This window comes from Deltaproteobacteria bacterium (assembly GCA_016709225.1).
GTDB lineage: Bacteria > Myxococcota_A > Polyangia > Nannocystales > Nannocystaceae > Xiheibacterium > Xiheibacterium phototrophicum.
This window is the reverse complement of record JADJEE010000002.1, coordinates 392,633-418,869: the sequence shown is the minus strand read 5'-3', so window position 1 is coordinate 418,869 and position 26,237 is coordinate 392,633. Positions and strand designations below refer to the sequence as shown.

At 71.6% G+C, this 26,237-nt stretch carries 15 protein-coding genes; 12 read left to right on the top strand and 3 right to left on the bottom strand.

All coding sequences use genetic code 11. The annotated features are described in order from the left end of the window. The 12 genes from IPH07_15950 (at window position 1) to IPH07_15895 (ending at window position 16,035) form a co-directional block, all read left to right on the top strand. Window positions 1-762, top strand: coding sequence for a zinc ribbon domain-containing protein (locus IPH07_15950; protein MBK6918886.1), 762 nt, complete (start codon window positions 1-3; stop codon window positions 760-762). Continuing rightward, window positions 759-2,684: a hypothetical protein gene (locus IPH07_15945; protein ID MBK6918885.1), complete on the top strand. Its 1,926-nt coding sequence runs from the start codon at window positions 759-761 to the stop codon at window positions 2,682-2,684. The genes IPH07_15950 and IPH07_15945 overlap by 4 nt, the downstream gene beginning before the upstream one ends. A 6-nt stretch (window positions 2,685-2,690) precedes the next feature. After that, a complete protein-coding gene (locus tag IPH07_15940) occupies window positions 2,691-3,443 on the top strand; it encodes an ABC transporter ATP-binding protein (GenBank protein MBK6918884.1) in 753 nt (250 codons plus the stop codon). Further along, window positions 3,436-4,278 carry a heme exporter protein CcmB gene (locus IPH07_15935; GenBank protein ID MBK6918883.1) on the top strand — a complete coding sequence of 281 codons (843 nt, stop codon included), beginning with the start codon at window positions 3,436-3,438 and terminating at the stop codon, window positions 4,276-4,278. The genes IPH07_15940 and IPH07_15935 overlap by 8 nt, the downstream gene beginning before the upstream one ends. Further along, window positions 4,275-5,000, top strand: a complete 726-nt coding sequence (gene ccsA, locus IPH07_15930) for a cytochrome c biogenesis protein CcsA (protein MBK6918882.1) — start codon at window positions 4,275-4,277, stop codon at window positions 4,998-5,000. The genes IPH07_15935 and ccsA overlap by 4 nt, the downstream gene beginning before the upstream one ends. Window positions 5,001-5,005: 5 nt before the next feature. Further along, on the top strand, window positions 5,006-5,278 hold the full coding sequence (locus tag IPH07_15925; GenBank protein MBK6918881.1) for a hypothetical protein: 273 nt from the start codon (window positions 5,006-5,008) through the stop codon (window positions 5,276-5,278). Between the two features lie 7 nt (window positions 5,279-5,285). Next, window positions 5,286-5,456: a hypothetical protein gene (locus IPH07_15920; GenBank protein MBK6918880.1), complete on the top strand. Its 171-nt coding sequence runs from the start codon at window positions 5,286-5,288 to the stop codon at window positions 5,454-5,456. Window positions 5,457-5,502: 46 nt separating this feature from the next. Further along, window positions 5,503-6,651: an acyl-CoA dehydrogenase family protein gene (locus tag IPH07_15915; GenBank protein ID MBK6918879.1), complete on the top strand. Its 1,149-nt coding sequence runs from the start codon at window positions 5,503-5,505 to the stop codon at window positions 6,649-6,651. Between the two features lies 1 nt (window position 6,652). Beyond that, window positions 6,653-7,468: a glutamate racemase gene (locus IPH07_15910; GenBank protein ID MBK6918878.1), complete on the top strand. Its 816-nt coding sequence runs from the start codon at window positions 6,653-6,655 to the stop codon at window positions 7,466-7,468. Between the two features lie 68 nt (window positions 7,469-7,536). Beyond that, entirely contained in the window at window positions 7,537-8,550 is a 1,014-nt protein-coding gene (locus IPH07_15905) for a hypothetical protein (GenBank protein MBK6918877.1), read from the top strand. A 514-nt stretch (window positions 8,551-9,064) separates the two neighbouring features. Further along, the gene (locus IPH07_15900) at window positions 9,065-12,481 is read left to right on the top strand and encodes a TonB-dependent receptor (GenBank protein MBK6918876.1); all 3,417 of its coding nucleotides are present in this window, start codon (window positions 9,065-9,067) and stop codon (window positions 12,479-12,481) included. A 122-nt stretch (window positions 12,482-12,603) separates the two neighbouring features. Further along, a complete protein-coding gene (locus IPH07_15895) occupies window positions 12,604-16,035 on the top strand; it encodes a TonB-dependent receptor (protein MBK6918875.1) in 3,432 nt (1,143 codons plus the stop codon). A 97-nt stretch (window positions 16,036-16,132) separates the two neighbouring features. Here IPH07_15895 and IPH07_15890 read toward each other — a convergent pair whose 3' ends face one another. From IPH07_15890 to IPH07_15880, 3 genes are all read right to left on the bottom strand, one after another. Continuing rightward, window positions 16,133-17,497, bottom strand: coding sequence for a tetratricopeptide repeat protein (locus IPH07_15890; protein MBK6918874.1), 1,365 nt, complete (start codon window positions 17,495-17,497; stop codon window positions 16,133-16,135). A 1,362-nt stretch (window positions 17,498-18,859) separates the two neighbouring features. Next, the gene (locus IPH07_15885) at window positions 18,860-24,055 is read right to left on the bottom strand and encodes a hypothetical protein (protein MBK6918873.1); all 5,196 of its coding nucleotides are present in this window, start codon (window positions 24,053-24,055) and stop codon (window positions 18,860-18,862) included. 3 nt (window positions 24,056-24,058) lie between these two features. Further along, window positions 24,059-25,915 (bottom strand): peptidylprolyl isomerase, encoded by a 1,857-nt coding sequence (locus tag IPH07_15880; GenBank protein MBK6918872.1) that lies wholly within the window; start codon window positions 25,913-25,915, stop codon window positions 24,059-24,061. Window positions 25,916-26,237 lie beyond the last annotated feature (322 nt).

Here is a 26,237-nt window from a genome sequence, read left to right as displayed (position 1 = left end):
GTGGGCACGACGACGCAGGGTCAGGTGTCACCGGCACCGGGGCCGTCACCGCGGATGCGTGCGGGCATGCTGTGGGCGGGCGGGCTGGCGGCCGGTGGCGTGGTGATGTTCTTGTTCCTGCGCGTCGCCGCGAACGCTCGGCTCGACGGCGCCACCACCTCGCTCGTGCTCACCGCCTTCGCGCTGGTGCTGTGCCTGTACTCGCTCTACCGGCTGGTGCAGGCGCTGGCGAAGCCGAGCCTCGAGCTCGCGGTGGAGGTCGAGGGCGAGCTCGGGCTCGCCTCCGATCGGGCGCTGCGCGAGGAGAAGCGACGCCTGTTGCGGGCGATCAACGAGCTGCGCTTCGACCACGAGATGGGCAAGCTCTCCCAGGCCGACTACGAGCGCGTGCGCGACACGTACACGCTGCAGGCGGTCGAGGTCATGCGCCAGCTCGAGGGCGAGCCGGCGCTGCATCCCGCCCTCGCGGAGCAGCTCGGCGTCGCGGCCAAGCGCGTCGCGCAATCGGAGATCTCGACCGTGCAGGTGGCGCGCGACGAGCTCGAGGCTGCGGCAGCGGACCCGGCCGCCCTGCCCACGCCCGCCGTCGCGACCGCGCCGGCGGCGGAGGCGTCGCCGGCGATCGCGGACACGCCCGAGCCCGAGCCCGCTGCGGACGAGGCGGTCGCCGGGGTCGACGCGCGCGCGTGTGCGGCCTGCGAGGGTCGCAACGACGTCGACGCCAAGTTCTGCAAGCACTGCGGCAAGGAGCTGGCGGCATGACGCGGCGCAGCATCTCGATCTTCGTACGCGCGGCGTTCGTCGCCGCGCTCTTCGGCAGCACGCCGTCCCACGCTGGCCCCGCGATCGATCCGCGGGCGATGTCGGGCATCCCGCGCGCCGATCCGCAGCTGTCGGCGGGCAGCGTGACCGTGCGCGTGCTCGACGGTGGCTTCGATGCCCCGGCGACCGACACCGAGGTGACCCTCGATCTCACCGGACCCGACGGCAGCAAGGCCACGCGCACCGCCACCACCGACGCGCAGGGGCGCGCGAGCTTCGACGATCTGCAGGCGTTCGTCGGTGGCAGCGCGATCGCAAAGGCGACCCGGGGCGGCACCGCGTTGGTCTCGCAATCGATGGAGCTGCTGGCCGAGGCCGGCACGCGCGTGATGCTGGTGGGCGAGGGCGCCGCCAAGGCCGGCGCCGGCGGTGCCCAGGGCGGCGCGCCGCCACGCCACGGCGAGGCCGGTGGGCCCGAGGTGCCGATGCCCGGCACTGCGTTCCCGCTCGAGGGCACACCCGCGGGTGAGCTGGTGGTCGGCACCTTCGACCTCGACGCCCGCAAGCCGCTGGGCAACGTCGAGGTCACCCTCGAGATCACGCTCTCCGACGGCAAGGTCACCACGCGCAAGGCGACCAGCGACGAGCGCGGCAAGGCTTCGTTCTCGAAGCTGCTGCCGCCCGACCTCGCGGCCGACGCGAAGCTGAGCGTGCGCGCGTCGATCCCCGGTGCGCAGGGGGAGCAGCGCTCGGCGAGCTTCGCGATGGATCCGAAGGTCGGCATGGCAGTCGTGCTCGCCAAGGGCCAGTTCAAGGCCGCCGCTGCGGAGGCGGGGCCGCAGGGCCCCGCCCAGCTGCCCGGTCCGCGCGTGGTCCCGACGCTGCCGCAGGGCACCGTGCGGGTGCGCTTGGTCGACGGCCACGACGCGCCGGTACCGAACCAAGCGGTCGTCGTCATCAAGAAGGACCAGACCGGCAGCGACGTGCGCTACGACGGCAAGACCGGCCGCGATGGCGTGGCCGAGATCGCGGTCGACGTGCAGTCCGACGCGTTCTATCTGGCCGAGGCGCGCTACCAGGGCGGGCCTTACCAGAGCGACTTCTTCCAGGTCGACAAGAAGGGCGGCGTCGCCGTCGACATGCGCGTGTGGGCGGTGACCTCGGACGCCAGCCGCGTGCGCTCGGTGGTGCAGTTCGATGTCGACGGCCTCGAGAACGACCTCGCCCGCGTGGTCCAGCTGCAGGACGTGATGGTCATGGGCGACGAGGCCTACTGGCCCGCCGGCGGCATGAAGATCACGCCTGCCGAGGGTGCGAAGTCCCTCACGGTGCTGCCGATCTCGCGCGACACCCTCGCGCACGACGAGAAGGCGCCGTTCGTCTCGTTGGTCGGGCCGATCCCGCCGGGCCAGCTGACACGACTGGCAATCGCGTACGTGATCGATCACGACGGCACCGCGCGCATCGAGTTCGAGACCCCGCTGGACTCGCTCGAGACCAGCGTGCTCGTCGGGCCCGCGCAGACCCTGCAGGCCACCGGCGCGCAGAAGTCGGAGCACGCCTCGCCGATCCCCGAGAAGACGGTGTGGACGATGGGCCCGCGTCCGCCCGGTGCCAAGCTCGAGTTCGCGGTCGGCGGGCTGCCGGTGCGCAGTCCCATCTACCGCCGGATCGGCCTGTTCGGCGCGATCGCGCTGGTGTTGGCCGCGGTGGTCGCGGTGCTCGGTCGTCGCCGCATCGACGGCGCCACGCGCCTGCGGGTGCAGCGGGACGAGCTGCTGGCGCTGCTCGAGACGGTGCCAGCGAGCGAGACTGCACGACGCGGGCGGATCATCGCGAGCCTCGATCGCGTGTATCGCCAGCTCGACGCGCTCGCGTCCCACGCGGCGAGCAGCGGGCGCGAAGGCCCACGCGAGGGATAGCGTCACGTGGCGATCGCTCCGCTCATCCTGCGCGAGCTCGGCAAGCGCTTCGGTCGCCTCGCGGTCCTGCGGGCGATCGATCTGCGCGTCGAGCCGGGCGAGGTGGTCGCGCTGCTGGGCGCCAACGGCTGCGGCAAGACCACGCTGTTGTCGATCGCCTCGGGGCTGGCGGCGCCGTCGTCGGGTCTGCGGGCCTACGGCACCGAGGCGGTCACGGAGCTCGATCGCGACGCTCGCATGCGGCTGGCGTTCGTGGCCCACACCACCCAGCTGTACGCGCGGCTGAGCGCACGCGAGAACCTCGAGCTGCCCGCGTCGCTGCGGGGTGAGCCGCTGACCAAGGCCGCCGGCGATGCGCTGCTCGAGCGCGTCGGGCTGGCCGCGGCGGCCGAGCGCGCCGCGGGGACCTTCTCGCGCGGCATGCAGCAGCGGCTCGCGATCGCCCGCGCGTTGCTGTCGCGACCCGAGCTGCTGCTGCTCGACGAGCCCTTCACCGCGCTCGACTTCGCCGGCCGTGGCGTGCTCACCGAGGTGCTCGCCAGCGAGCGCGCCCGTGGGGCCGCGATCTTGCTCAGCTCCCACGACCTCGACGCGGTCGCCGACGTCAGCGACCGCGCGGTGCTGCTGGCCGACGGCCACATCCGTGCCCACGCCGCGCGGGCGGTCGGTGAGTCGCGCGACGACTTCGCCGCCCGCGTCCGCGGGCTCGGCAGCGGCGGTCGCAACGAGCCGGTCGCACGGGGGCACGTCGATGCCTGATCGACGCGCCGTCGGTGATGCGCTCGCGCTCGACGACGCCGGCGCGGGCCCCGAGCACGCGGCGCCGCATGCGGGCGGCCGTGCTACAAATCCCGTCGTGGTGCCCCGCCAAGCCTGGCTGCTGGCCAAGAACGACCTGCGCCAGGAGCTGCGGGATCTCGAGCTGGTGCTCACCGCGGGCTTCTTCACGGTGGTGGTGCTGGTGATGTTCGCGCTGGCGTTCGCGGCCCTGCCGGCGAGTGCCCACGTGCTCGCGGTGCCGGGCATGCTGTGGCTGGCGATCGCGTTCGTCGGCGCGCTCACGCTGACGCGCATCTTCGATCGCGAGCGCGAGGCCGACACCCTGCGTGCGGTGCTGACGTGGCCGGTCGAGCGGGTCTCGATCTACTTCGGCAAGCTGCTGGTGTCGTGGCTGGTGGTGGCGGGCTGCGGCGTGCTGCTGATGCCCGCGCTTGCGCTGCTGTTCCCCGCCGCCGGCGTGTTCCTCGAGCGGCCGCTCGAGTCGGCGGCCCTGCTGGCGCTGGGCGTGCTGGCCTACTGCGCGGTCGGGACCCTGTTCGCCGCCGGGCTCGCGACCGCCAGCGGCAAGAACGTGCTGCTCAGCGTCATCCTCTACCCGCTGACCTCGCCGGCGCTGATCTTCGCCTTGGTGGCCACGCGCGCGCTGCTCGAGGGCCACGCGCAGTTCACCACCTACCTCGGACAGCTGGCCGCGAGCGACGTGGTCGTGATGCTGATCGGCAGCTGGCTGTTCGAGCCGGTGCTGGTCGGCAGCCAGCGACCGCTGACGGACTCGAACGGCGCGCGCGCACGTGCGCGAAGGGAGCGACCATGACCACCACGACCTCCACGCCCGGCCCGGTGTCACGCCTGCTGCCCACGCTGCTGTTTGCGGTCGCAGCCGTGGTCACGCCCTACAGCGTGCAGCGGGTGTTCCTGCACACGCCGATCGAGAAGCAGATGGGCACGGTGCAGAAGATCTTCTACTTCCACGTGCCGCTGGCGTGGATCATGATGCTGCTGGCGCTGACGTGCGGCATCGCGGCGGCGATCCAGCTGCGCCGACGCTCGCGCACCGCCGAGGCGCTGTCGATCGCCGCCGGCGAGCTGGTGCTGATGACCGGCCTGGGCGTGCTCATCACCGGGCCGATCTGGGGCCACGCGACGTGGGGACGCGCGTGGACCTGGGATGCGCGGCAGATCTCGACCGGCCTGCTGTGGCTGGTGTTCGCGGCGTTCGTGTTGCTGCGCCGCTATGGCGCGGCGGGCTCGGATCGCCTGGCCGCCGCGCTCGCGGTGTTCGGCGCCGTCGACGTGCCGATCATCTACTACGCGGTGAAGATCTGGAAGACGCAGCACCCCACCACCGACGTGGTCGGTTCGCTGCCGCCGCAGATGTGGGCGTCGCTGTGGCCAGCCTTCGGGGCCCTGTCCGCGGTGTCGCTGGCGTTGTTGCTGGTGCGACTGCGGCAGGAGCAGACCGCGGCCGCGCTCGACGACGCGTGGATTGCCTATGACGAACACGGCAGCGCCGATGCGCGCGCCGAAGGAGCCTGACGACCATGACGATCCTCATCGCGCAGCAGATGGCCCCGGCCGACGACGGCTACGAGCCGGTCAGTGGTCTCGATCAGCAGACCGTGCAGTGCGTGCGCGCCTGCGAGGCCCAGGCCGCGGCCAAGACTGCGTCCGACTACGAGCACGTGGTGTGGGCGTACGGCGTCATCTGGGCGCTGTTCGCCGGCTTCGGTGTTCTGCTGTGGCGGCGCGCGCAGGCCCAGCGGGCCGATCTCGCCGAGCTGCAGCGACGACTCGCCCGCACCAAGGACGCTTGAGGCCGTCATGACGCTCGCGCACTTCGTGTACATCCCCGGCGTGCTGCTGGTCGGCATCGTGCTCGGGTGGGTCATGGGCGGTCGCGCGGTGCAGACCGCCCGGGCCGACCGCGAGGCCAGGGATCGCGCGCGCGCGGCCCGACGCGCGGCCGAGCGCGAGCAGCCCCGCGACGGCTGACGCTCCGCGCCCCCAAGCCACGCGGGCGCCGTGGTATGACCGCGGCATGTTCGACCTGCGGATCACCGACGAGCAGACCGCGTACATCGACACCGCCCGCAAGTTCGCCGCCGAGCACATCATCCCGGTGGCGGGGCACCACGACGAGCTCGGCGAGATGCCGCTGCCGGTGTTCCGCGCGGCGTTCGACACCGGCCTGGTGAACGTCGAGATCCCCGAGGCCTACGGCGGCCTCGGCCTGCACACGCTCGAGGGGTGCCTCATCGCCGAAGAGCTCGCGTATGGCTGCGCCGGCGTGGCCACCAGCATCATGTGCAATCACCTCGGCGCGCTGCCGCTGCTCATCGCCGGCACCGAGGCGCAGAAGCAGCATTGGCTGGGCGCGCTCACCGGCGAGTTCCAGTTCGTCAGCTACTGCTGCAGCGAGCCCGAGGCCGGCTCCGACGTGGCGGCCATGCGTACACGCCTGACCGCCAAGGGTGACCGCTGGCTGCTGTCGGGCCAGAAGCGCTGGATCACCAACGGCGGCTACGCCAAGTTCTTCACCGGCTTCGCGACCATCGATCCCGCGGCGCGCCACAAGGGCATCACCGCGTTCGTGATCCCGCGCGATCTGCCGGGGGTCTCGATCGGGCGCAAGGAGAACAAGCTCGGGCAGCGCTGCTCCAACACGGTCGACGTGATCTTCGAGGACGTCGAGCTCGGGCCCGAGCACCTGCTGGGCCAGCCCGGCGGCGGCTTCGCGGTCGCGATGGAGACCTTCGACAAGTCGCGCCCGATGATCGCAGCGCAGTGCGCCGGCATCATCCGTCGGGCGATGGACGAGTCGATCGCCTACGCGCGCGAGCGCAAGACCTTCGGCGTTCCGATCGCGCAGCACCAGGCGATCCAGTTCATGATCGCGGAGATGGCGATGTCCTACGAGACGGTGCGCCTGCTCTACATGAAGGCGGCGTGGGAGGTCGATCAGGGCATCCGCCGCACCAACACCTCGTCGATCGCCAAGTCCATGGGCGCCGATCTGGCGATGAAGTGCACCACCGACGCGGTGCAGGTCTTCGGCGGCTACGGCTACACCAAGGAGTACCCGGTCGAGAAGCTCATGCGCGACGCCAAGCTCATGCAGATCTACGAGGGCACCTCGCAGGTCCAGCGCATGGTCATCGCGAAGAACCTGTTGATGCGGCAGGGCTGACGTGCGCGCGAACCTGCCGATCGGTGTGTTCGACTCGGGGGTCGGCGGGCTCACGGTGCTGCGCGCCCTGAAGGCCGCGTTGCCCCACGAGTCGTTCCTCTACCTCGGCGACACCGCGCGGCTGCCCTACGGCAGCAAGAGCCCCGACACGGTCGCTCGCTATGCGTTGCAGGCCGCGGCGGTGCTGGTCGAGCGCGGCATCAAGCTGTTGGTGGTCGCGTGCAACACCGCGACCGCGATGGCGCTGCCGCAGCTGCAGGCCGCGCTGCCGAAGTTCGGCGTCGCCGGGGTCATCGGCGTGGTCGAGCCCGGCGCGCAGGCGGCCTGTGCCGCCAGCAAGACCCGCCGCATCGCGGTGATCGGCACCGAGGGCACCATCCGTGGCGGTGCCTATACCCGGGCCATCACGGCGATCGATCCCCACGTCGAGGTGGTCGGCCGGGCCTGTCCGCTGTTCGTCGCGCTCGCCGAGGAGGGCTGGGTGCAGGGGCCGATTCCCACCGCGGTCGCCCACGCCTATCTCGACACGTTGGTGACCCACGTCGACACGCTGGTGCTGGGCTGCACCCACTTCCCGGTGCTGGCGGAGGCCATCGCGGAGGTGGTGGGGCCCGGCGTCCGCATCGTCGATTCGGCCGCGACCACGGCGGTCGCGGTCGCGTCCCGGCTGCAGCAACGCGATCTGTTGGCCCCCGCCGACGCGCCCGCAACCACCACCATGCTGGCGACCGACGGTCGCGAGCGCTTCGCACGGGTCGGGGCCGGGTTCCTCGGTGTGCCGCTGTTGCCGGACGCGGTGGAGATCATCGACCTCTGATGCCCGCGCGAGGTCCCCGTCTGTGCCGCCGCGCCGGGCGCTGACGGTGATACGATGGCGCGGCCTTGATGAAACGAGCCGTCGCCGCCCTGCTCGCGGGAGCCATCGCGATGCCGTTGTCCGCATCGCCGGTCCGCGCCGCGCAACGTGTGTCGGCCCTGGCCGAGCCCACCGCCGAAGACCTCTACGAGCGCGGCAAGAAGGCCTACCGCCTCACGCGGTACGCCGAGGCCATCAAGCTGTGGGAGCAGTCGTACGAGCTGTCGAGCAACCGCTTGCTGCTCTACAACATCGCGCTGGCGTGGCGCGAGCAGTACTCGGTGAGCCGCAACATCACGGATCTCGAAGAGGCCATCCGCCGGCTCGACGCCTTCCTCAAGGAGGCCCAGAGCGACGACGAGCTGGCCGACGCGCAGGCCCGCATGAAGGAGTTCGAGTCCGCCTACGCCGATGCCAAGGCCCAGCAGGACGACGCGGCCAAGCGCGCGGCGGTCGAGCAGGCCCGGCGCGACGCCGAGGAGAAGAAGGCCCGCAAGCTTCGTCTGGCCGGCGTGGTGACGATGGGGGCCGGCGGCGCGCTGCTGGTCACGGGCACGGCGATGGGGGCGGTGTTCGCCTTCAAGAGCGCGCAGATCGGCACCGATCTCGAGAGCGAGAAGGACACCGTCACCACGCTGCTGCCGGCCGGCGCGAGCGTGACCGCCAAGACCTGCTTCAACAAGCCCAACGCCGCCCACGCGCTCGAGCACAACCGGCTGGTCGCGAAGAATGGCGGCGTCGAGAACGACGCCTCTCGGGCCGAGCTCGCCGCGTTGCCGGCCGACTGCACCGGCAGCAGCGATCTCATCAACGCGCTGGCCAACATCGGTCAGCTGCGCATCAACGGCGATCGCGCCAACACCCTCACGACCGTCAGCTTCGCGGTGTTCGGCTCGCTCGGGCTGGCGGCGATCATCGCCGGCGCGGTGGTGTACTCGCAGGGCCGGCGCAGCAAGAAGGCCGCCACGGCCCATCGCTGGCAGCTTGCGCCCATGCTGGGCAACCGCAGCGGGTACGGCCTCGCGCTCTCGGGGCGGTTCTAGTCGCAGTCGCGTGCGGGACCCCCTGCGCGCGAGCACCACGAAGATCGAGGCCGTCGGTCAAGCGAAAGCAGCCGCGGCCGCGACGGTCCGATCCCGTGCGGTTGCTCAAGGGTCCGCGGGGCGGCTCGAGGCCGACCCGTGCCCGGGATCGCTGCCTGTAAGGCCGGCTGCCGCACGTCGTTGCCGAACCCATGGCCGTGGGTGCGTCGTCCATCACGCCACCGGCGCGAACGGCCTTGCGCGCGATCTGCCGGTGGTCGGCAGCCGTCCCACGGCCGTGCGCACGGCGAAACCTTCGTGTTATACCCGCCGCCGCATCAGGGCCCGACAAGCCGCATTTGACCGCGTGCGCGGTCACCCGCCCAACGACCTCCGGTCCGCGGGCAACGGCTTCCGTCCGACGATGCAGGAGCCCACGCAAGTGATCCGCGCCCGTTCGCTTCGAAGGTTTTCACTACCGCTCTCGCTTCGCGTGGGCTGTCTCGCCGCGGGCCTCGTCGCTCCGCTGTCGGTGATGTTGGCACCCGAGACGGCGCTTGCCGCCGAGGAAGGCGCCATCAACGGCGTCGTCACGAATGCCAAGACGCGCGAGAAGCTGAAGGGCGCCCTCGTGGTCCTGCAGTGCACGTGCTTGCAGGGCTCGCGCGAGACGACCACCAACGACAGCGGTCTGTACGCGTTCAAGGAGCTGCCGCCGGGCACGTACACGATCCAGGTGCTCGTCGGTCAGGCCGACGTGTCGAAGGTCGCGACGCTGCCGCGCGCCGCGAAGTTCCGCGCGAACTTCTCGGTCGATCCGGCCAACGAGTTCCGTCGCGTCGTCCGCGTGAAGTCGACCCCGGTCAAGCAGGGCACCGCCGTTGGCCGCGAGGTCAACATGGAGGAGTTCCGCAACATCCCGATCGGCAACGCGACCAACCGCGACTTCACGGCGGTGGTCGAGTCGTCGGCGACTGCGTCGGTCGACTCCGCCGGCATCTCGCTCGCGGGCACTACCGGTGCCGAGAGCAAGTACACCGTCGAGGGCGCCAACGTGAACAACCCGCGGTTCGGTACCGTGGGCGCTTCGATCGTCCAGGAGTTCATCCAGGAGGTCGAGATCCAAGAGGCCGGCTACGAGGCCGAGTACGGCGACGCCTCGGGCGGCCAGGTCGCTGCCCGCCGCGTGTCGGGTACCAACAAGCTCCGCGGCGTCGCGCGCTTCACCTACACCCCGCGTCTGGCCAAACCGCGCTTCATCATCGGCACGGACAACGCCCTGCGCGCGATCGAGGTGCCCGACTACGCCATGCAGGGCGTGGTCGGCATGAACGGCCCCATCATCAAGGATCGGTTGTTCTGGTCGGGCGGCATCGCCTCCACCGGCGGCCGCGCGTCGCTGATCCAGTCGTTCCACCACCGCGTCGACAAGGACGGCTCGGGTGGCTACGAGGAGTGCCCCTACGAGAACGGCGCGTTCGACTGCGTCGCCGGCGGTGACTACATCGCGAGCGAGAAGTTCGCCGAGCAGAAGTTCAAGACCGGCAACGTCGACTTGCAGCTCTTCGGCGGCCTCGACTGGGCCATCAGCCCCAAGCACAAGATCGGCTTCTCGATCTTCACCAACCCCGGCTTCACGCGTCGCACCTACCGACGCCCAGTCGGCGACAGCCTCGACCCGAGCTCGTTCGGCACCTCGCCCTCCGCCGATCCCCTGGGCGGCGGCTCGCGCGTCGCCAACGGCGTCGTCAACGAGCACTTCGGCTGGGACCGCGACAACGCGACCACGGCGGTGGTCAACTACAACGGTCGTGTCGCCGAGGACAAGCTCGAGATCGACGCCAACTTCAGCTACTCGCAGTTCCGCTTCGTCGAGGGTTGGAAGATCGACAACCCCGACATCGTGAACCGCACCGCCACGCAGGAGCAGGACAGTCAGGGCACCAACCTGTTCTCGCTGCTCGACCGCGACAACCGCCTCGACCTCGTGCCGGGCGTCGAGGACGCCTGCAACAACGCCAACCTGCCGGGTCTGACCTGCCCCGTGCGTCAGTGGCTCTCGGGCGGTCTCGGCCAGTACAGCCAAGGCACCACCCGCCGCGTCAACGGCAACTTCTCGCTGACGCACTTCTTCAACGCCGCGGGCGCGCACCAGCTCAAGTACGGCGCGCAGATCGAGCACATCCAGGACAAGACCGACAACCGCTACTCGGGTCGGAACGACGGCGACTTCTACAACAACTGCGCGGCCGGCCAGTCGGGCGGCGGCGAGTACTGCTACGACAAGGCCAGCGACAGCTACGACATCGACTTCGCGAACCGCGTCAACAACCACCGCTTCATCTTCGTCGACACCGACAACCCGGACGCCCGCACGGCCGTCGGCTTCGGTCGCGTGCGCGAGGAGCAGGGCCAGCTGCGCGCCATCGCCACGCCGCTGGGCGCCGGCATCCGCGTCGATGGCTACCGCGCCAACGTCTCGACCCAGAACTACGGCTTCTTCCTGCAGGACAAGTGGGCGATCCTCTCCAACTTGTTCGTCACCGCCGGCGTTCGGTGGGAGATGCAGGACATGCGCGACATCCTCGGTCGTCGCGCGGTGTTCATCTGGGACAACGTCGCCCCGCGCGTCGGCATCAACTACGACTGGACGGACGAAGGTCGCAGCCGCCTGTTCGCCAGCTACGGTTGGTTCTACCAGCCGCTGCCGCTGCAGCTGAACGCCCGCGTGTTCGGCGGTCTCGTCAACGTCCAGCGCACCTACCGGAACTCGGACTGCGTCGGCCAGTCGACCACCATCGACGGCACCGCACGCGACCGCTACCGCGACGGCCAGCCCACCGAGTACTGCACCGACTTCAACGGCTCGACCAGCCAGCTGACCCAGGGCGCCGTCGTCCCGCGCCTCAAGGGCCAATACAACCAGCAGTTCCAGATGGGCTACGAGCAGGAGGTCATCGAGGACCTGACGCTCGGCGTCCGCTGGCTGCACACCGACCTCGGTCGCGCCGTCGAGGACATCTCGACCAACGGTGGCCTCAACTTCATCATCGCCAACCCCGGTGTCGACGTCTCGGGCGACGACCTCAAGCGTCAGCAGGACCGCTGCAACCAGCTGCAGAGCCAGCTCGACGGCACCGAGATGGACGACCCCGGTCGCAGCCAGGTCGCCCGCGACCTGCAGCGCTGCCAGTTCCTGGCCGACGCGTTCGGCAAGGTCGGCTCGCTGTTCAGCCGCCCGCGTCGCAACTTCGACGCCTTCACCTTCGAGGTGAAGAAGCGCTTCGCGAAGAACTGGCTGCTCCTCGGTAGCTACACCTACAGCCGCTTGGTCGGTAACTACGACGGCTTCGTCGACCCGATCACCGGCGCCATCAACATCGGCGCGAGCACGCAGTACGACATCCCCGAGCTGGTGCGAAACAGCTTCGGCCCGCTGTCGTTCAACACCCCGCACCGCTTCAAGGTCGACGGCTTCTACTCGTTCGACTTGCAGGAGGCCGGCCGCCTGACCCTCGGCACCAGCGTGCGCTACCAGTCGGGCTACCCGATCTCGCTGCGCGCCGGCAGCAACCGCTACCCGGGCCTGTACCCCATCTACGTGGTGCCCCGCGGTGCCGGTGGTCGGGTCGAGGCCAACTACAACTGGAACCTGAGCCTCAGCTACGCGTACCCGCTCCCGGGTGACCTCGAGATCGAGTTCGCGGTCCGCTGGCTCAACGTCACCAACGCCAAGGCCGCGCTGCGCGTCGACGAGGTCTACTCGTTCGACGACACCCGCCCGGTTGCCGGTGGTGATCTCTCCGACGTGAAGCACACCAAGATCCAGAACGCCGGCAACCCGACCGAGTTCTTCCAGCGCGTGGTGCTGTCGCCGCAGGGCAACTTCGGCGTGCAGGCACGCTTCCAGAACCCGACCGCGGCGCAGTTCGAGCTCCAGCTGCGCTTCTAGGACGGGCGGGTCCACGCTACGGCGAGCTGTCCCCCATGCGGGATGGCTCGCCGTAAGTCGTTTGGCGGGGGCCTGTTGCCTCCGACGTGAGTGCAACACTTGGAGTTCGTGCGTGGTGGAGCATGCTCGCCACGCTCGCGTCGATTGGCGCGGCTGCGACCGCCGAGGCGGCCGATGACGCGCGCATCGTCGGCGCCGTCACCAACCAGAAGACCCACGAGCCCATCAAGGGCGCGCTGGTCATCGTCGAGTGCACCTGCCTGCAGGCCAGCATCGAGCGGTACACCAACGACCAGGGCTTCTACAGCGTCGAGGGCCTGCCGGCGGGTCCCTACCGGGTGACGGTGCTGCACGACGACGCCAGCGTGGAGAAGAAATTCCCGCTGCCGCGGGCCGCGAGGTTCAAGGCCAACTTCGCGATCGATCCCGCCGATCGCTTCAAGCGAACCGTCATCGTGAAGCCGATGGTCGATCCGTCGAGCCAGGCCAGTGGCGGCAAGTTCGACATGGTCCACTGGGGCAAGACCCCGGTCAGCGCGAACCGTGACTTCACCGATGTCGTCGAGGTCGCACCGACGGGCACACGGGTGCCGGGCGGGGTCGCGCTCGCCGGTGGCACGCCGGCGGAGGTGAAGTTCTCGCTCGGCAGCACCTCGCTCAACAGCCCGCGCTTCAGCACGGTCGCGTCGGGCCTCGTGCAGGACTTCCTCGAGGAGGTCGAGGTGCTCGAGGCCGGCTACGACGCGGAGTATGGCGACGCGTCGACCGGTCAGGTGCGTGCGCGCCGGGTCTCGGGCGGCAACCGATTTCGCGGCCAGGCCCGCTTCACCTTCACACCGCGACTGGCCAAGCCGCGCTTCATCGTCGCCACCGACAACGCCGTGCGCGCGATCGAGGTGCCCGACTACCAGATGACCGGCGTGCTGCGCATGTCGGGTCCGATCGTGAAGGACAAGCTGTTCTGGTCTGGCGGCATCCTCATGACCGGCGGGCGCGGCTCGCTCATCCAGAGCTTCCACCACCGCGTCGACAAGGACGGCTCGGGCGGCTACGAGGACTGCCCCCAGGAGAACGGCGCGTTCGACTGCGTCGCCGGTGGCGACTACATCGCGACCGAGAAGTTCGCGGAGGAGAAGTTCAAGACCGGCATCGCGACGCCGCAGTTCTTCGGCGGGCTGGACTGGGTCATCACGCCCAAGCACCGCCTCGAGTTCACCGTGACCGGTCAGCCGAGCTTCCAGCGCCGGGCATTTCGTCGGGCGCCCAACGCCAACTACGACCCGGCATCGTTCGGCACCACCTTCAGCACCGACCCCCTCGGCGGCGGGTCGCTGGTCGCCAACGGCGTCGTCGACGGCACCTTCGGCTGGGATCGCGGCAACGCGACCACGGTCGGCGGCGAGTACCACGGGCGCGTCGCCAACGACACGCTCGAGATCGACGGCGCGGTCGGCTACGGCGAATTCATGAGCCAGCAGGCGTGGAAGCTCGATCACCCCGAGCTGCGCGACCAGCCCATCACGCAACAGACCGACACCCAGGGCGCGAGCCTGTTCAAGCTCCTCGACCAGGAGAACCGCCTCGACCTCATCGGGCAGCAGAAGCTCGACCAAGCCTGCAACTCGGCCGACCTGCCGGGCCTGACGTGCCCGGTGCGGCAGTGGCTGTCGGGTGGCATCGGGCCCTACGGCAGCTCGCGCCAGCGTCGCGTCGAGGGCTCGCTCTCGCTGACCCACTTCTTCTCGGCCGCTGGTGCTCACCAGCTCAAGTACGGCGGCAAGGTCGAGCACCTGGTCTCGCGCGACGTCGAGCAGTACTCGGGCCGCAACGACAACGACTTCTACGGCGGTTGCGCCGGTCAGGGCTTCGAAGGCGACGGCGGTGAGTGGTGCTACGACCGCAGCCGCGACAGGTACGAGATCACCAACGCAGAGCGCGTCGACAACCACCGTCTGATCCGCGTCAACACCGACAACCCCGAGAATCGCTACTCCCGCGGCTACGGCCGCATCCGCGAGGAGCAGGGCGAGCTGCGGGCGTTGGCCTCGCCGATCGGCGCGGGCGTGCGCGTCGATGCCTACCGCGCGCGGGTCTCGACGCAGAACTACGCGGTGTATCTGCAGGACAAGTGGTCGATCCTGCCCAATCTCTACCTCAGCGCGGGCGTGCGTTGGGAGCTGCAGGACATGCGCGACGTGTTGGGACGGCGGGCGGTGTTCGTCTGGGACAACGTCGCGCCGCGCGTGGGCATCAGCTACGACTGGACCGAGGAGGGGCGCAGTCGGCTCTACGCCAGCTACGGGTGGTTCTACCAGCCGCTCCCGTTGCAGCTGAACTCGCGGGTGTTCGGTGGTCTGGTGCAGGTCGGACGGACCTATCGCAACTCGGACTGCCTCGGGCGCAGCAGCAGCGACGGCCATCCCCGCGAGGTCGACGGCCAACCGACCGAGTACTGCACCGACTTCAACGACTTCACGACCGGCCTCACGCCGGGCGCCGTCGTCCCGCGACTCAAGGGCCAGTACAACCAGCAGTTCCAGATCGGCTACGAGCAGGAGGTGATCGAGGACCTCACGCTCGGTGTGCGCTGGCTTCACAACGGCCTGGGGCGCGCGGTCGAGGACATCTCGCCCGACGGCGGCAACAACTTCATCATTGCCAACCCCGGCGTTGCCGTGTCGGCCGAGGACATCGCAGCCCAGAACAGTCACTGCGACGAGCTCGATCAGCAGCTGCAGGGCCTCACGAACGACGACGAGGCGCGGCCGCAGGTCGCCCGCGACCTGCAGCGCTGCAAGTTCCTGGTCGACGCGTACGGCAAGGTCGGGACCCTCTTCACGCGACCGCGGCGCAACTACGACGCGTTCACGTTCGAGGTCCGAAAGCGCTTCGCGAAGAACTGGATGGTCAACGCCAGCTACACCTACAGCCGCCTGATCGGCAACTACGATGGCTTCGTCGATCCGCTGACCGGCGCGATCAACCTCGGCGCCAGCTCGCAGTACGACCTGCCGGAGCTGGTTCGGAACAGCTTCGGCGCGCTGTCGACCAATACTCCGCATCGCTTTCGCGTCGACGGCTACTACAGCTTCGACCTGCAGGAGGCCGGCCGGCTCACGCTCGGGACCAGCTTCCGCTATCAATCGGGCTACCCGATCTCGCTCAAGGGCTCGAACGGGCGCTACGGCCCGACCGCGGTCTACGTGCTGCCCCGTGGCGCGGGCGGCAGCGTGCCCGGCAACTACAGCTGGAACCTCAACATCGGCTACGGCTACCCCATCGGCAAGGACGTCGAGCTGGAGGTCGCGGTGCGGTGGTTCAACGTGACCAACGCGAAGGCGCCGCTGCGGGTCGACGAGAACTACTCCTTCAGCAACACCCGCGCGGTGCCCGGGGGTGACCTCGGCGACGTGAAGCACACCAAGGTCCAGAGCGCGGGGCAGCCCACGCAGTTCTTCCAGCGCGAGATCATCGCGCGGCAGGGCAACTATGGCGTCCAGACCGCGTTCCAGAACCCCACGGCCGCACAGATCGACGTCATCGTGAGGTTCTAGTACCTCGACACAGGGCGGTGTCATGGCCCGTCACAATCGCTGTGTCGAGGTACTAGCGGTCTCGCCGGGTTCGCGCGGCACCGGCGAGGGCGGGTCCTCAGCCGCCGTGCGACTCGACGAACGCCTTGGCCTTCGCGTCGTCGGGGTAGTTCTGCAGGATGCGTCGATAGTGCTCGAGCGCGGCCGACTCGTTGCCGCGCGCCAGCTCGAGCTCGGCCGCCAGCAGCCGCGCTCGTCGGTCGCCAGGCGACTTGCGGAGCGCACGTTCACACAGCGCGCGCGCCGAGGCGTCGCGGCCGAGCGCGTGGTGGGCCTCGGCCATGCACACCGTGACCGCGACCGCGTTGGGGTTCAGATCGAAGGCTTGCTTGAGCTTCTCGAAGCCGGCGTCGGCGTTGCCCGAGCGCACCAGCTTGCAGCCCTCGTCGAGCAGGGTGTCGTAGGTCTTCTTCTTGGTCGCGTCCGGCTTGGCGGCGGTCGGCTTGCTCGGCGTCGCGGGCGTGGGCTTGCTCGGTGTCGGGTTCGACACGGCGACCGGCGAGGGCGCGTCGTCGTCGGGCGTGGGCTCGACGGGAGCGCGCGGCGACGGCTCGCTCGGGGGCGGCGGCGCGGTGGTCGGGCCGCCGTCGGTCTCTGCCATCGCCACCACCGCAGCGTCGTTGCGGAGCAAGCGACGCTGCATCGCTTTGGCCAGCGGTTGACGTGGGATCTCGCGCAGTACGCCGTCGACGATGTCGCGGGCTGCCGCGGTGTCACCCTCGTGCGCGATGGCGCGGGCGGTCAGCAGGCGCACGAGCGTGGTCTGCCGCTCGCACGTGCGCAGCTGGTTGGTGATCTCGTGGGCGAGCTCGGCCGCGACGGGCTCGTCGAGGTCGCGCCACAGCGGCACCGCGATCGCGGCCGCGCGCAGCTCGGGATCGCGGAAGGTCGGCATCAGCACGACGGGGTGGCTCTGGGTGAGGTCGGCACCCGAGGCCAGCTCGGCGCGGGCGAGCGCGGCGTCGAGGCGGGCGCGATCGATCGATGCGTCGGACAGGCCGTCGGCGAGCGCGCGGGTGCGGGTCACCTCGCGGCCGACGCGGTGCAGCGCCGCGTCGCGACCCTCATCGTCGAAGCGCGCGCGCACGGCCGCCTCGAGTGCGAGTGCGGCGTGGATCTCGACCAGCTCGAGGCGGGCGGTGTTGGCCTTGGTCGCAAGCGTGGTCTGCTCGGCGAATTGCTCGAGCTCCTCGGCCGCGCGCTCGAGCGCGTCGAGGTCGAGGCTCTCGCGGGCGGTCTGGGCCCGCGCGACCAGCTCGCCGAGACCCGCGCTGACCCTCACCGCGGGCGCGTGGGCCTCGATGCTGGCGGCCGGGCGCGGCGTGTTGGCGGCGTACGCGACCATCGCGCTGCCACCGAGCAGCCCTGCGAGCACGACGGCCGCGCGACCGGTGTGCGGATCGGGGGGGAGTGGTTTGCGCATGATCGGCTCCCCGCTCGCGCCGGGGCGCAAGACGGTCGTCGCTAGTTTCGCAGATCCCCGCGGCGATCGGCAAACCCGCGCCGGCGACGGCCCCGCGTCGGCGCTCACGATCACGCGATCAGCCGCGCGGGTCCGCCGGCCGTGGGCTCGCGATGGCGGCACCCGGCAGGCCCAGCGCCCGCAGCAGGCGCTCGGCCCGGTCGCTGCGCAGGGTCGCGACGGCGTCGAGCTCGGTGCCTTGTCGCGCACCGACCTCTTCCGCGAGGGTCCGCAGCGCGCCGCGAAGCTCCTCGCAGGTGCGGATCGAGGTCACCCACCAACGCAGGGACAGCTCGCCGCGCAGCTGGTGCAGGCGCTCGGGTGTTGCGAGCCAATGCTCCAGCTCGCCGAGCATCGCCACGCGCGTGACGGCATGCAGGGCGACGGGCCGCGCGGCGAGGACGTCCGCAAACCGACGGGCGCGCACGCCGGTGGTCGCGTGGGCCGGGTTCGCCAGGGTCGCGAGCGCGTCGAGCCGATCGGCGAAGGTATCCTCGTCGTCGGCCAGCAGCGACGCGAGGCCGGAGTCGTGGCCGACCTGGGCGTGGCACTCGCGAAAGCGCTGCTCGTCGTCGGTCCACTCCGGGCGCCGCGGGAGTCGGCGGGCCGGCACGGTGTCGAGCGCCGCCATGGCGGCGAGCGCCGCACGGATGCCGGCGTGTCCCCCGAGCCAGCCGGCATCGTCGTCGTCGTGGACCTCGCCGAATCGGATCGCCGGCGGCAACGTGTCGGCCAGCGCACCGCGACCGGCGAGGAACGCCGCCACGTGGGTGAGCCGCTGCGCGATCTGGGCGTCGCCGTGACGCTCGTGCAGCTGGGCCAACAACCACGCGAGCCCCGATTGCAGCGGTCGGTCGGCGGCCCAGCGCTGCGCGGCCTCGAACAGACCCAGCGGTCCTCCGACCAACGCGGCCGCGGCGGCCAGCAGCGGCGGCATGCGGTCGAGTGGTCCGCGGACCGCGAGCTCGCTCGCCAGCTGGCGCAGCGACGGCAGCAGCACACGCGCCACGTGCACCGCGTCGATGCGGCCGAGCGCACGGACCCACGTGTCGCGGCCGTGTGCGTAGACCTCGTGCAGCGCGGCGAAGATCATCACCGGATCGCGTTCGCGACCGTGGGCTTGCAGCCATGCGCCGATGCTGTCGAGCTCGGCGCCGCGGCCGGCCGCGAACGCCAGCGGCAGTGCGAGCGTGCGTGCGGCAAGATCGTCCGGGTCGGCCTCGCGCGCGCGCGCCAGCAGGTCGGCGGCGGAGGCCGCAGCCGACTCGCGTTGGCTCGGCGTGTGGGCGGTCGCGCCGCGGTCGAGCGCGATGCGGGCGGCCCTCACGTAGTTGCGGGCTCGCTCGCGCGGTGAGGCGCAGACCTCGGCGTAGCGCACCAACGCCGATGCGAGCTCGCCCGGCATGTCGTGGTGATCGAGGAGCTCGACCTGCAGGCGCAGCAGACTGCGGTGCTGCGGCTCGATGCGGAGGCCGGCTCGGCAGGTCGACAACGCGCGCGTGACATCGCCGCCGCCGTACTCGAGCGCGGCCAGCTCGGCGGCGACGTCGGCGAGCTCGGGCGCGTCGTCCATCGCGAGCTCGGCGAGGCGAGCCCGCAGTACCCCACGCGATCCTCCGGTGCGGCGACCTCGGCGAGCACGTGATCGAGCTGGGCGAGCGCGCGGCGTCGGAGATCGCGGTCGCCCGAGTTGGACAGGTGTGCGAGATCCTCGAGCGCTTCGGCAGTGCGCCCGAGCAGGCGGGCGAGGCTGGCCCGCTCCAGTCGCAGCGCCGGGCCGATGCGGGTCTCGGGGATCGCCGCCAGCGCGGCGAACACGTGCTCCTGAAGGGGCTGTGCGCACGAGAGCACGACGTCGCCGAGCAGCGGCGGCAGCTCGTCGTCGTCGCAGTCGGGACCGAGCGCGTGCAGCAGTGCCTCGGCGGCCCGCTCGGCATCGCCGAGGCGGTGCCACGCGACCTTGGCGGCGGCCAGCCAGGCCGGGCGTGCCGCAGTGCCGCCGGTGGCCTGGGCGCGCTGCCGATGGCGCTCGAGCTCCGCCATCAGCTCGTCGTCGTTCTCGGCGACGCTGCGGCCGGCCTCGCGCAGCCGCAGCAGCAATCGATCGATGCGCGCGCGCGCGTCGGGGTCGAGCGCGCGGGTGGTCGGTGGCGTGCTCGCGAGCTGATCGGCTGCTTGCTGCGGCTGTGGCAGGCGCAGCGCCAGGAGGGTGGCGCGCCGCTCGACCTCGTCGTCGTCGATCTCGACGACCGCCGCCGCCAGTCGCTGGCAGGCGCCGACGGCATCACCGTGCTCGAGCGCGAGCTCGCCGAGCTCGAGCTCGATGCGCGCGCGCGCCGGGCCCGGCCCGAGCGTGCGCAGGGCCGCCTCGAGTGCGGGCACCACCAGCGTCCACTCGTCGCGCAGTCGCGCGAGCTCGAAGAGGATCTGGCGCGCGCCGGGGTGGGTGGGATCCGACTGCAGCGCCGCGAGGGCGTCCTCGAGCGCGACCTCGGCCTCGGGCCCGCGGGGCTGCCGGCGCCAGCGATCGCGCAGTGCGATGGCGTGCCGGTGGTGGGTCTGCGCGCGCAACGAGGCCGGCAGGTTGAGCTCGCGCAGGTGTGCGAGCACGACGCCGAGCTCGACGCTGCGACCGGCCCGCTCGTGGATGCTCGCCAGCTCGAGCAGGGCGTGCGGGTGATCGGGGGCGTCGCGCAGCGCCGCCGACAGCAACGCGAGCGCCTCTTCGTCGCGATCGCGGCGCGCCAGCGAGCGGGCTGCGAGGGTGGCGAGCTCGGCCCGCACCGTCGGCGCGATGCCGGGGTGCTGCAGCCCCTCGCGCACGTAGGCGAGCGCGATGTCGAGTGCGCCGCGGCGCAGCTCGATCCGCGCGAGACCCTCGATCGCTCCTGCGGTCCGCGGCGCGAGCTCGAGCGCCGCCAGGTAGTGCTCGACGGCGGCCGAGGCGTGCTCGGGGTGGTGCGCGAGCACATCGGCGGTCAACGTCTCGAGCTCGGCGCGGCGGCCCTCGTCGCGATCGACCGCCTGCGCCTGCAGCCGTGCGACCACGCGTTCGGGCGTCGCGACCCCCGCCAGCAGCACGCGCAACCGCCGACCGACCTCGCGGTGGCCGTCGGGATCCGAGAGGAACGCGTCGAGGTAGGGCGCAATCGCGTCATGGGGACGGGCGAGCGGGCCGTCCAGCAGCTCGGCGACGCGCAGCCGCACTGCGGCCCAGCGCGTCGGATCGTCTCGCAACGCCGACGCTCGAAGATCGAGCACGCGCACCAGATCGTCGAAGCGGCGGTGCCGGCGGTGGGCGTGGGCGAGGCAGGCCAAGCCTTCGTCGGGTAGGGCACCCGCGCTCGCGAGCAGCTCGTAGGTCGCCGCGGCGGCATCCTCGTCGCCGAGCACCTCGCGCTGCAGGCGGGCGAGACGTCCCAGTAGCGCGAGTCGAGCAGCGGAGGTCGCCGCGTCGGGCGGCCCGCCCTGCGCGAGCTGGTGCTGCAGCTCGTGCGCGAGGTCGGTCCAGCGACCCTGTCGTTCGAGTACGTCGGCGAGCTCGAGCCGCAGCTCGTCGGCGACCGCGGCGTCGGCGAGCTCGCCATCGGCCAGCTCCATCGCGAGCCGCAGCGCCTGCTCGGCACGCGGCGCATCGCCGAGGTGGTCACGCAACAGCGCCGCCAGCCGCCGCAGCGTGTGCAACCGCTGCGTGCCACGCTGCCGGGCGAACGTGCTGCGGAGCAGCGTCGACAACTCGTTCCACCGCTCGCGCTGCTCGTAGAGCCCTGCGAGGCGCTCGGCCAGGTCGCTGCGCTGGGGCGCCTCTTCGATCGCGCGCGCGAGGTCTGCGATGGCCTCGTCGGGGCGGTCGAGCTGCTCGGCGAGCAGGTGCGCGCGCTCGTCGAGCGCCTCGATGCGGGCCGCGCCGGTGTGTCGCTGCGCGATGTTGGCGAGCAGGCTCGCGCGTCGCTCGGGCTCGACCGCGGTGGCCAGCACGTCCTGCCGACGCGCACGGGTGGCCGCGTGCTCGGGCATCCTCGCGAGCACGTCGTCGAGCAGCTCGATCGCGACCGCATGGTCCCCGAGTGCGAGTGCGGCGTCGACACCCCGGGCGGCGGCGGCGGCATAGGCGTCGTCGCCCATCGGCAGCTGCGACAGCATCTCGCGCACCACCGCGATCGCCCGCGCGAGCGCACCCTCGGCGAAGCACAGCTCGAGCAGCGCGAGCCAGCCGGCGGCGTCGTGGGGCGCTTCGTCACGGGCCACCGTCAGCTCGTCGATCGCAGCGTCGAGCGCTCCGGCGGCGGCGAGCAGCGCGGCGGTGCGCCGGCGCAGGCGTAGGCGCTCGTCGGCATCGGTCGCATCGTCGGCGCGGATGCGTAGTCGCTCGATGGCGACGGCTGCAGCGCCGAGGCGCTCGAGCGCATCGACGAGCAGCGCAGTGGCGCCGTCGTCACGCTCACGGCCGAGCGCGACCGCGAGCGTGATGACGGCGTCGGCGTGCTCGCGGTGACCCAGTGCGGCGATGGTGGCGTGTGCCCGCGCAACCGGGTCGATGGTGGCGATCGCGTCGGCAACCCGCGCGAGGCGCTCGTGCCAGCGGGCGTCGACTTCGTCGCGGATGGGCTGCGCCGAGACGCGATCGACCAGCGCCAGCGCGGCTCCGTGGTCGCCGGCGGCATGGGCCCGCTCGGCGGCACGCACCCACGACGGCACTGCGCGCGCGTCATCGCCGTGCAGCGCGAGGACGTGGGCGTCGAGCGCGGCGATGCGATCGGGATCGTCGCTCGCCGCCGCGATCACGCAGATCGAGGCCAGGTGGTCGGGTCGCACGGCGAGCATCCGCTCGCACGCGGCGACCACCTCGGGCCGCGTGGCCGCGGCGGCGATCCCCGCGAGGTGGTGCAGATCGACCTGCGCGTACGCGAAGTAGACGTCGAGGGCGACGCGGGCGTCCTCGTGGGTGGCAGCGCCTTGCACGGCCGCCCATTGGTGGGCCAGCGCGCCATGCACGTCACCCTGGGCATCGGCCATCGCCGCCAGCCGACGGTGGAGCTCGGCGTCGCCGAGCTCGTGCGCCGCCGCAGCCAGTCGCGCGTGCGTCGTGGCATCGGGCACGCTGCGGTCGAGCAGCTCGGCGGCGAGCTCGGCCCACGCGGGCCCGCCTCCGCTTTCGATCGCGGCCACCACCGCCGACCACGCCGCGGCGTCGTTGCGCACCGCGAGCCAGGCGTGCCCGAGATCGACGAAGCCCTGCGCGCGCGCACGCGGTCGCGCCTGCGCCGTGGCCTCGGTCATCGTGCGCAGCGCGAGCGGTGGATCATCGAGGTTGGCGAATGCGTGGGCCCGCGCGAGCTCGGCGGTCAGCAGCGGGGTCGCGGGCTCGTGGCTGCATGCGGCCAGCTGCGCGCGCGCCTGGGCGAACGCACCCGTCGCGGCGTGGGCGTAGGTCAGCGCCAGCGCGCAGCGAAGCCGCTGGGCGGGGCCCTGCAGCACCTGCGACCACACCCGCACGTGTCGCTCGAGCTCCTCGTGATCGCCGTGGGCTCGAAGCGCCGCGACCAGTCGGCGGTTGGCGTCGCGATCGGTCGGGCGCAGACGCAGCCGCGCGCGCAGATACGCGAGTCGCCGCCCCGGTAGCGGTGCCGCGAGCTCGCCGGCCCAGCGCAGCGCGGCGTGTTGCGCCATCGGAAGTCCGCGCGTGGCCTCGATGACCTCGTCGACGGCATCGCACGCGCGCGTCGCCTGGTGGTCGACGAGCGCCGCGCGGACGCGGGCACACAGCGCCGGCACGGGATCGTCGGCCGATGGCGTGGGCGTGGGCGCGGGCGCGGTCGCGCCGCTGCGCCAGGCCGCGCTCGCGCGCCGCTCGTCGAGCACCGCGTGCTCGAGGGTGAGCCGCTCGAGCGCGGGCAGCTTCCAGCCCGCGCGCACGAACGGCAGCCGCAACGCCTCCATCGCAGGGTCGAGCCGGATCTCGGACTGGTCGCCGCGGCGGGTCGGATCGAGCGCGCGCGCCAGCGCCAGCCACAGTGCGTCGTCACCCGGGTGGTGGCGACCGAACACCCAGCGGTGTCCCGGCGTCAGTGCGAGGCAGCGCCCCGCCCCGCCCACGCGCAACGAGGTGCCGAACCACGCCCACGCACCGGCGTGGCCGCGGCCGCCGATCGCGATCCACGGCGCGGGTCGATCACCCTCGCGCAGCGTGACTGCGGGCTCGAACTCCACCGTCTCGACGCGGATGCCCGCGACCACCCGCCCCAGCAGGCGCGCGGTCAGCCACGCCTGCACGCTGTGGCGCTCGACCTCGAGGCCCATGCGCTGCACCGCGCAGCGACGGTGACGGAAGCGGCTCGCCGACAGCGGCCCCTCGAGCGGGAACTGCACGCCGGGCACCACGGCCTCGTAGTCGACCAGGTGCACCCCCGGCGCGAGCGTGCGTCGCTCGACCGCGAGCAGCGCTCGATGATCGCGCAGCATGAGCGACAGACCCAGCAGGTTGCCGATGCTCGGCTGCGGCCGCTGGGTCTCGCTCATCGATCAGCCGTCGCCGGGAAACCCGCCGCGACCGCCGCCCCGGAGCATGCCGCCGCGGTTGCCCACGCGATCGCACAGCTCGTAGGGCTGCTGCGGCGCGGTGGTGCCGTCTTCGTTCGCGACCTCGTAGCTGACGAGCTTGGTCAGCTTGTCGGCGTCGCCACTGATCTGGCCCTTGGCCTTGCCCTCGATGCAACGCCGGTGGGTCCATCGCGCGGTGACCTGCTGCCCCTTGCGCGCGACCAGCTGGCGATAGAGCTCGCGCCTCGCGTCGGCGAAGCCGGCGTCGGTGGCCTCGCTCTTCTCGATCACGCCGGCGAGCGCGTAGTCCTGTCCGACCTCGAACACCTGGTCGAGCAGTCCCTGATCCGGGGTCCCGGCCCACGCCGCGGTGATGAGCTCCGGGGCGGTGCCGAGGCCCGGCGGCGCGTCGCCCTTGGCGAACGAGCCGGTCTCGCTGAGCTCGACGCGCTTGCGGGCGTCGCGGGCGTCTTCGATGCCACCGCCGTCGCCACCCAGCGCACTGCCGCCGCGGAAGACGTCGGTGAGCGCAGCGCCGGCGACGATCGCCGCGAGGTCCTCCTGCGCGGCGGTCTTGGCCAGCGCGCGACCCTTCTCGCGACGCAGACCCTCTTCGGCCAGCTCGGGCAGCGCGTCGGCCTCGGGGATGTCGCCCTCGCGACGCGCTCGCACCTGCACGAGGTAGAACGCGTTCGCGCCCTCGATCACCTCCGAGAGCGTGCCGGGCTTCGCGGCCTGCACCGCGGCATCGATCGCCGGATCGATGCCCGAGCCGACGCTCTCGCTGATCCAGCCCAGCTCGCCGCCTCGCAGCGCGCTCTCGTGGCGCGAGAACTCGCGGGCCAGCTTGCGGAAGTCCTCGCCGCGATCGATGCGGCCGCGCAGCGCGGACAGCTGCGCGCGGACCGTCGCCGCCGGATCGTCGCCCGGCTTGCCCTTGCGCGGCTTCGCGGCCGCGCCTGCGTCGGCGGCCGGCGGGTTCTTCGGCGGCCCCTCGCCGGCATCGTCGGTAGCGTCGGTGGCACCGTCGGCACCGTCGGCACCGTCGGCGGCCGGGCTCGCCGAAGCTGGCTTGTCGAGCGCGATCAGCCACACCCGCGACTGCTTGGGCAGCTTCGCGAAGCGGCTGCCCTGGCTGGCGTACTGCTGGCTCAGCTCCGCGCGGTGGGCCTCGAGGTACTTCGTGACCTCGGCGTCGTCGAGATCGATGAGCTCGCCGAACTGCAGCGGCTCGTAGCGGGCGTAGCGGAGATTGAGGCGGTTGGCGCCCTCGTCGTAGATGCTGCGCAGCTCGCCCTCGCCGACCACCGCCGAGCCGGCGAGCAGATCGCGGACCGTGCGAGCGAGCAGCTCGCGGCGTTGGATCTCGAGGTACTTCGGCTCCGACACCTGCAGCTGGGGCAGCAGCGACTTGGCGAAGATCTCGTAGTTGAACGCCAGCTCGGGGCTGAGCCAGTCGGCGGTCTCGCCGAGCACGATGAAGTGACCCGCGAGCACGAGATCTTCGGCATCGTGCGCGGTGGCTTCGAGCCCGAGCGCGTGGCCACCCTCGACCAGCACCTCGCGCTCGATCGCGGCCTCGAGCACCTCCTCCTTGACGCCCATCAGCTGCTGCAGCCGGGCATCCTTGGGCACGTTGACGACGCGGCGCAGGACGTTGAACTGGTAGCGGTACTCGTCGTCGCCGATCGCGGTGCCGTACGCCTTCGCGTACGCGCCCGCGCCGAAGCTCAGCGAGTCACTGGGCAGTCCGAACTGCAGACCGAAGACGAGCGCGAGCGCACCGAGGATGAGCCACGCGAAGACGCTCGAAGCAGAGCGGCGCAAGAAGTCGAGCATGGGCGGGCTAGGAAGGTAGCGAGAAGCGCCACAAACCGACAGCCACGGAGCGGGGGAACCAAGCGGGTGGGGACGGCGCGGCCTTCGCGTGGTGCGCCGTCGCGAGGGGCATCGACCCTCGCCGCCCCACGCGGGCGCTCGGCCGGCCCCGGCCTGGCCCCCGGCGGCGCGCGGCCTCGCTGGGGCTTCCGCGGCGCCGGGGCTGCACCCGTGCGATCCCGCGAATTCCCTCGCAGGGTGCCGTGGATCGCCCCTCCGAGCCGGGGCGCACCGTGGGGATCGGTGCCGGCGCGGCGCATTCCCGCCGGCGCGGCTCGGCCTC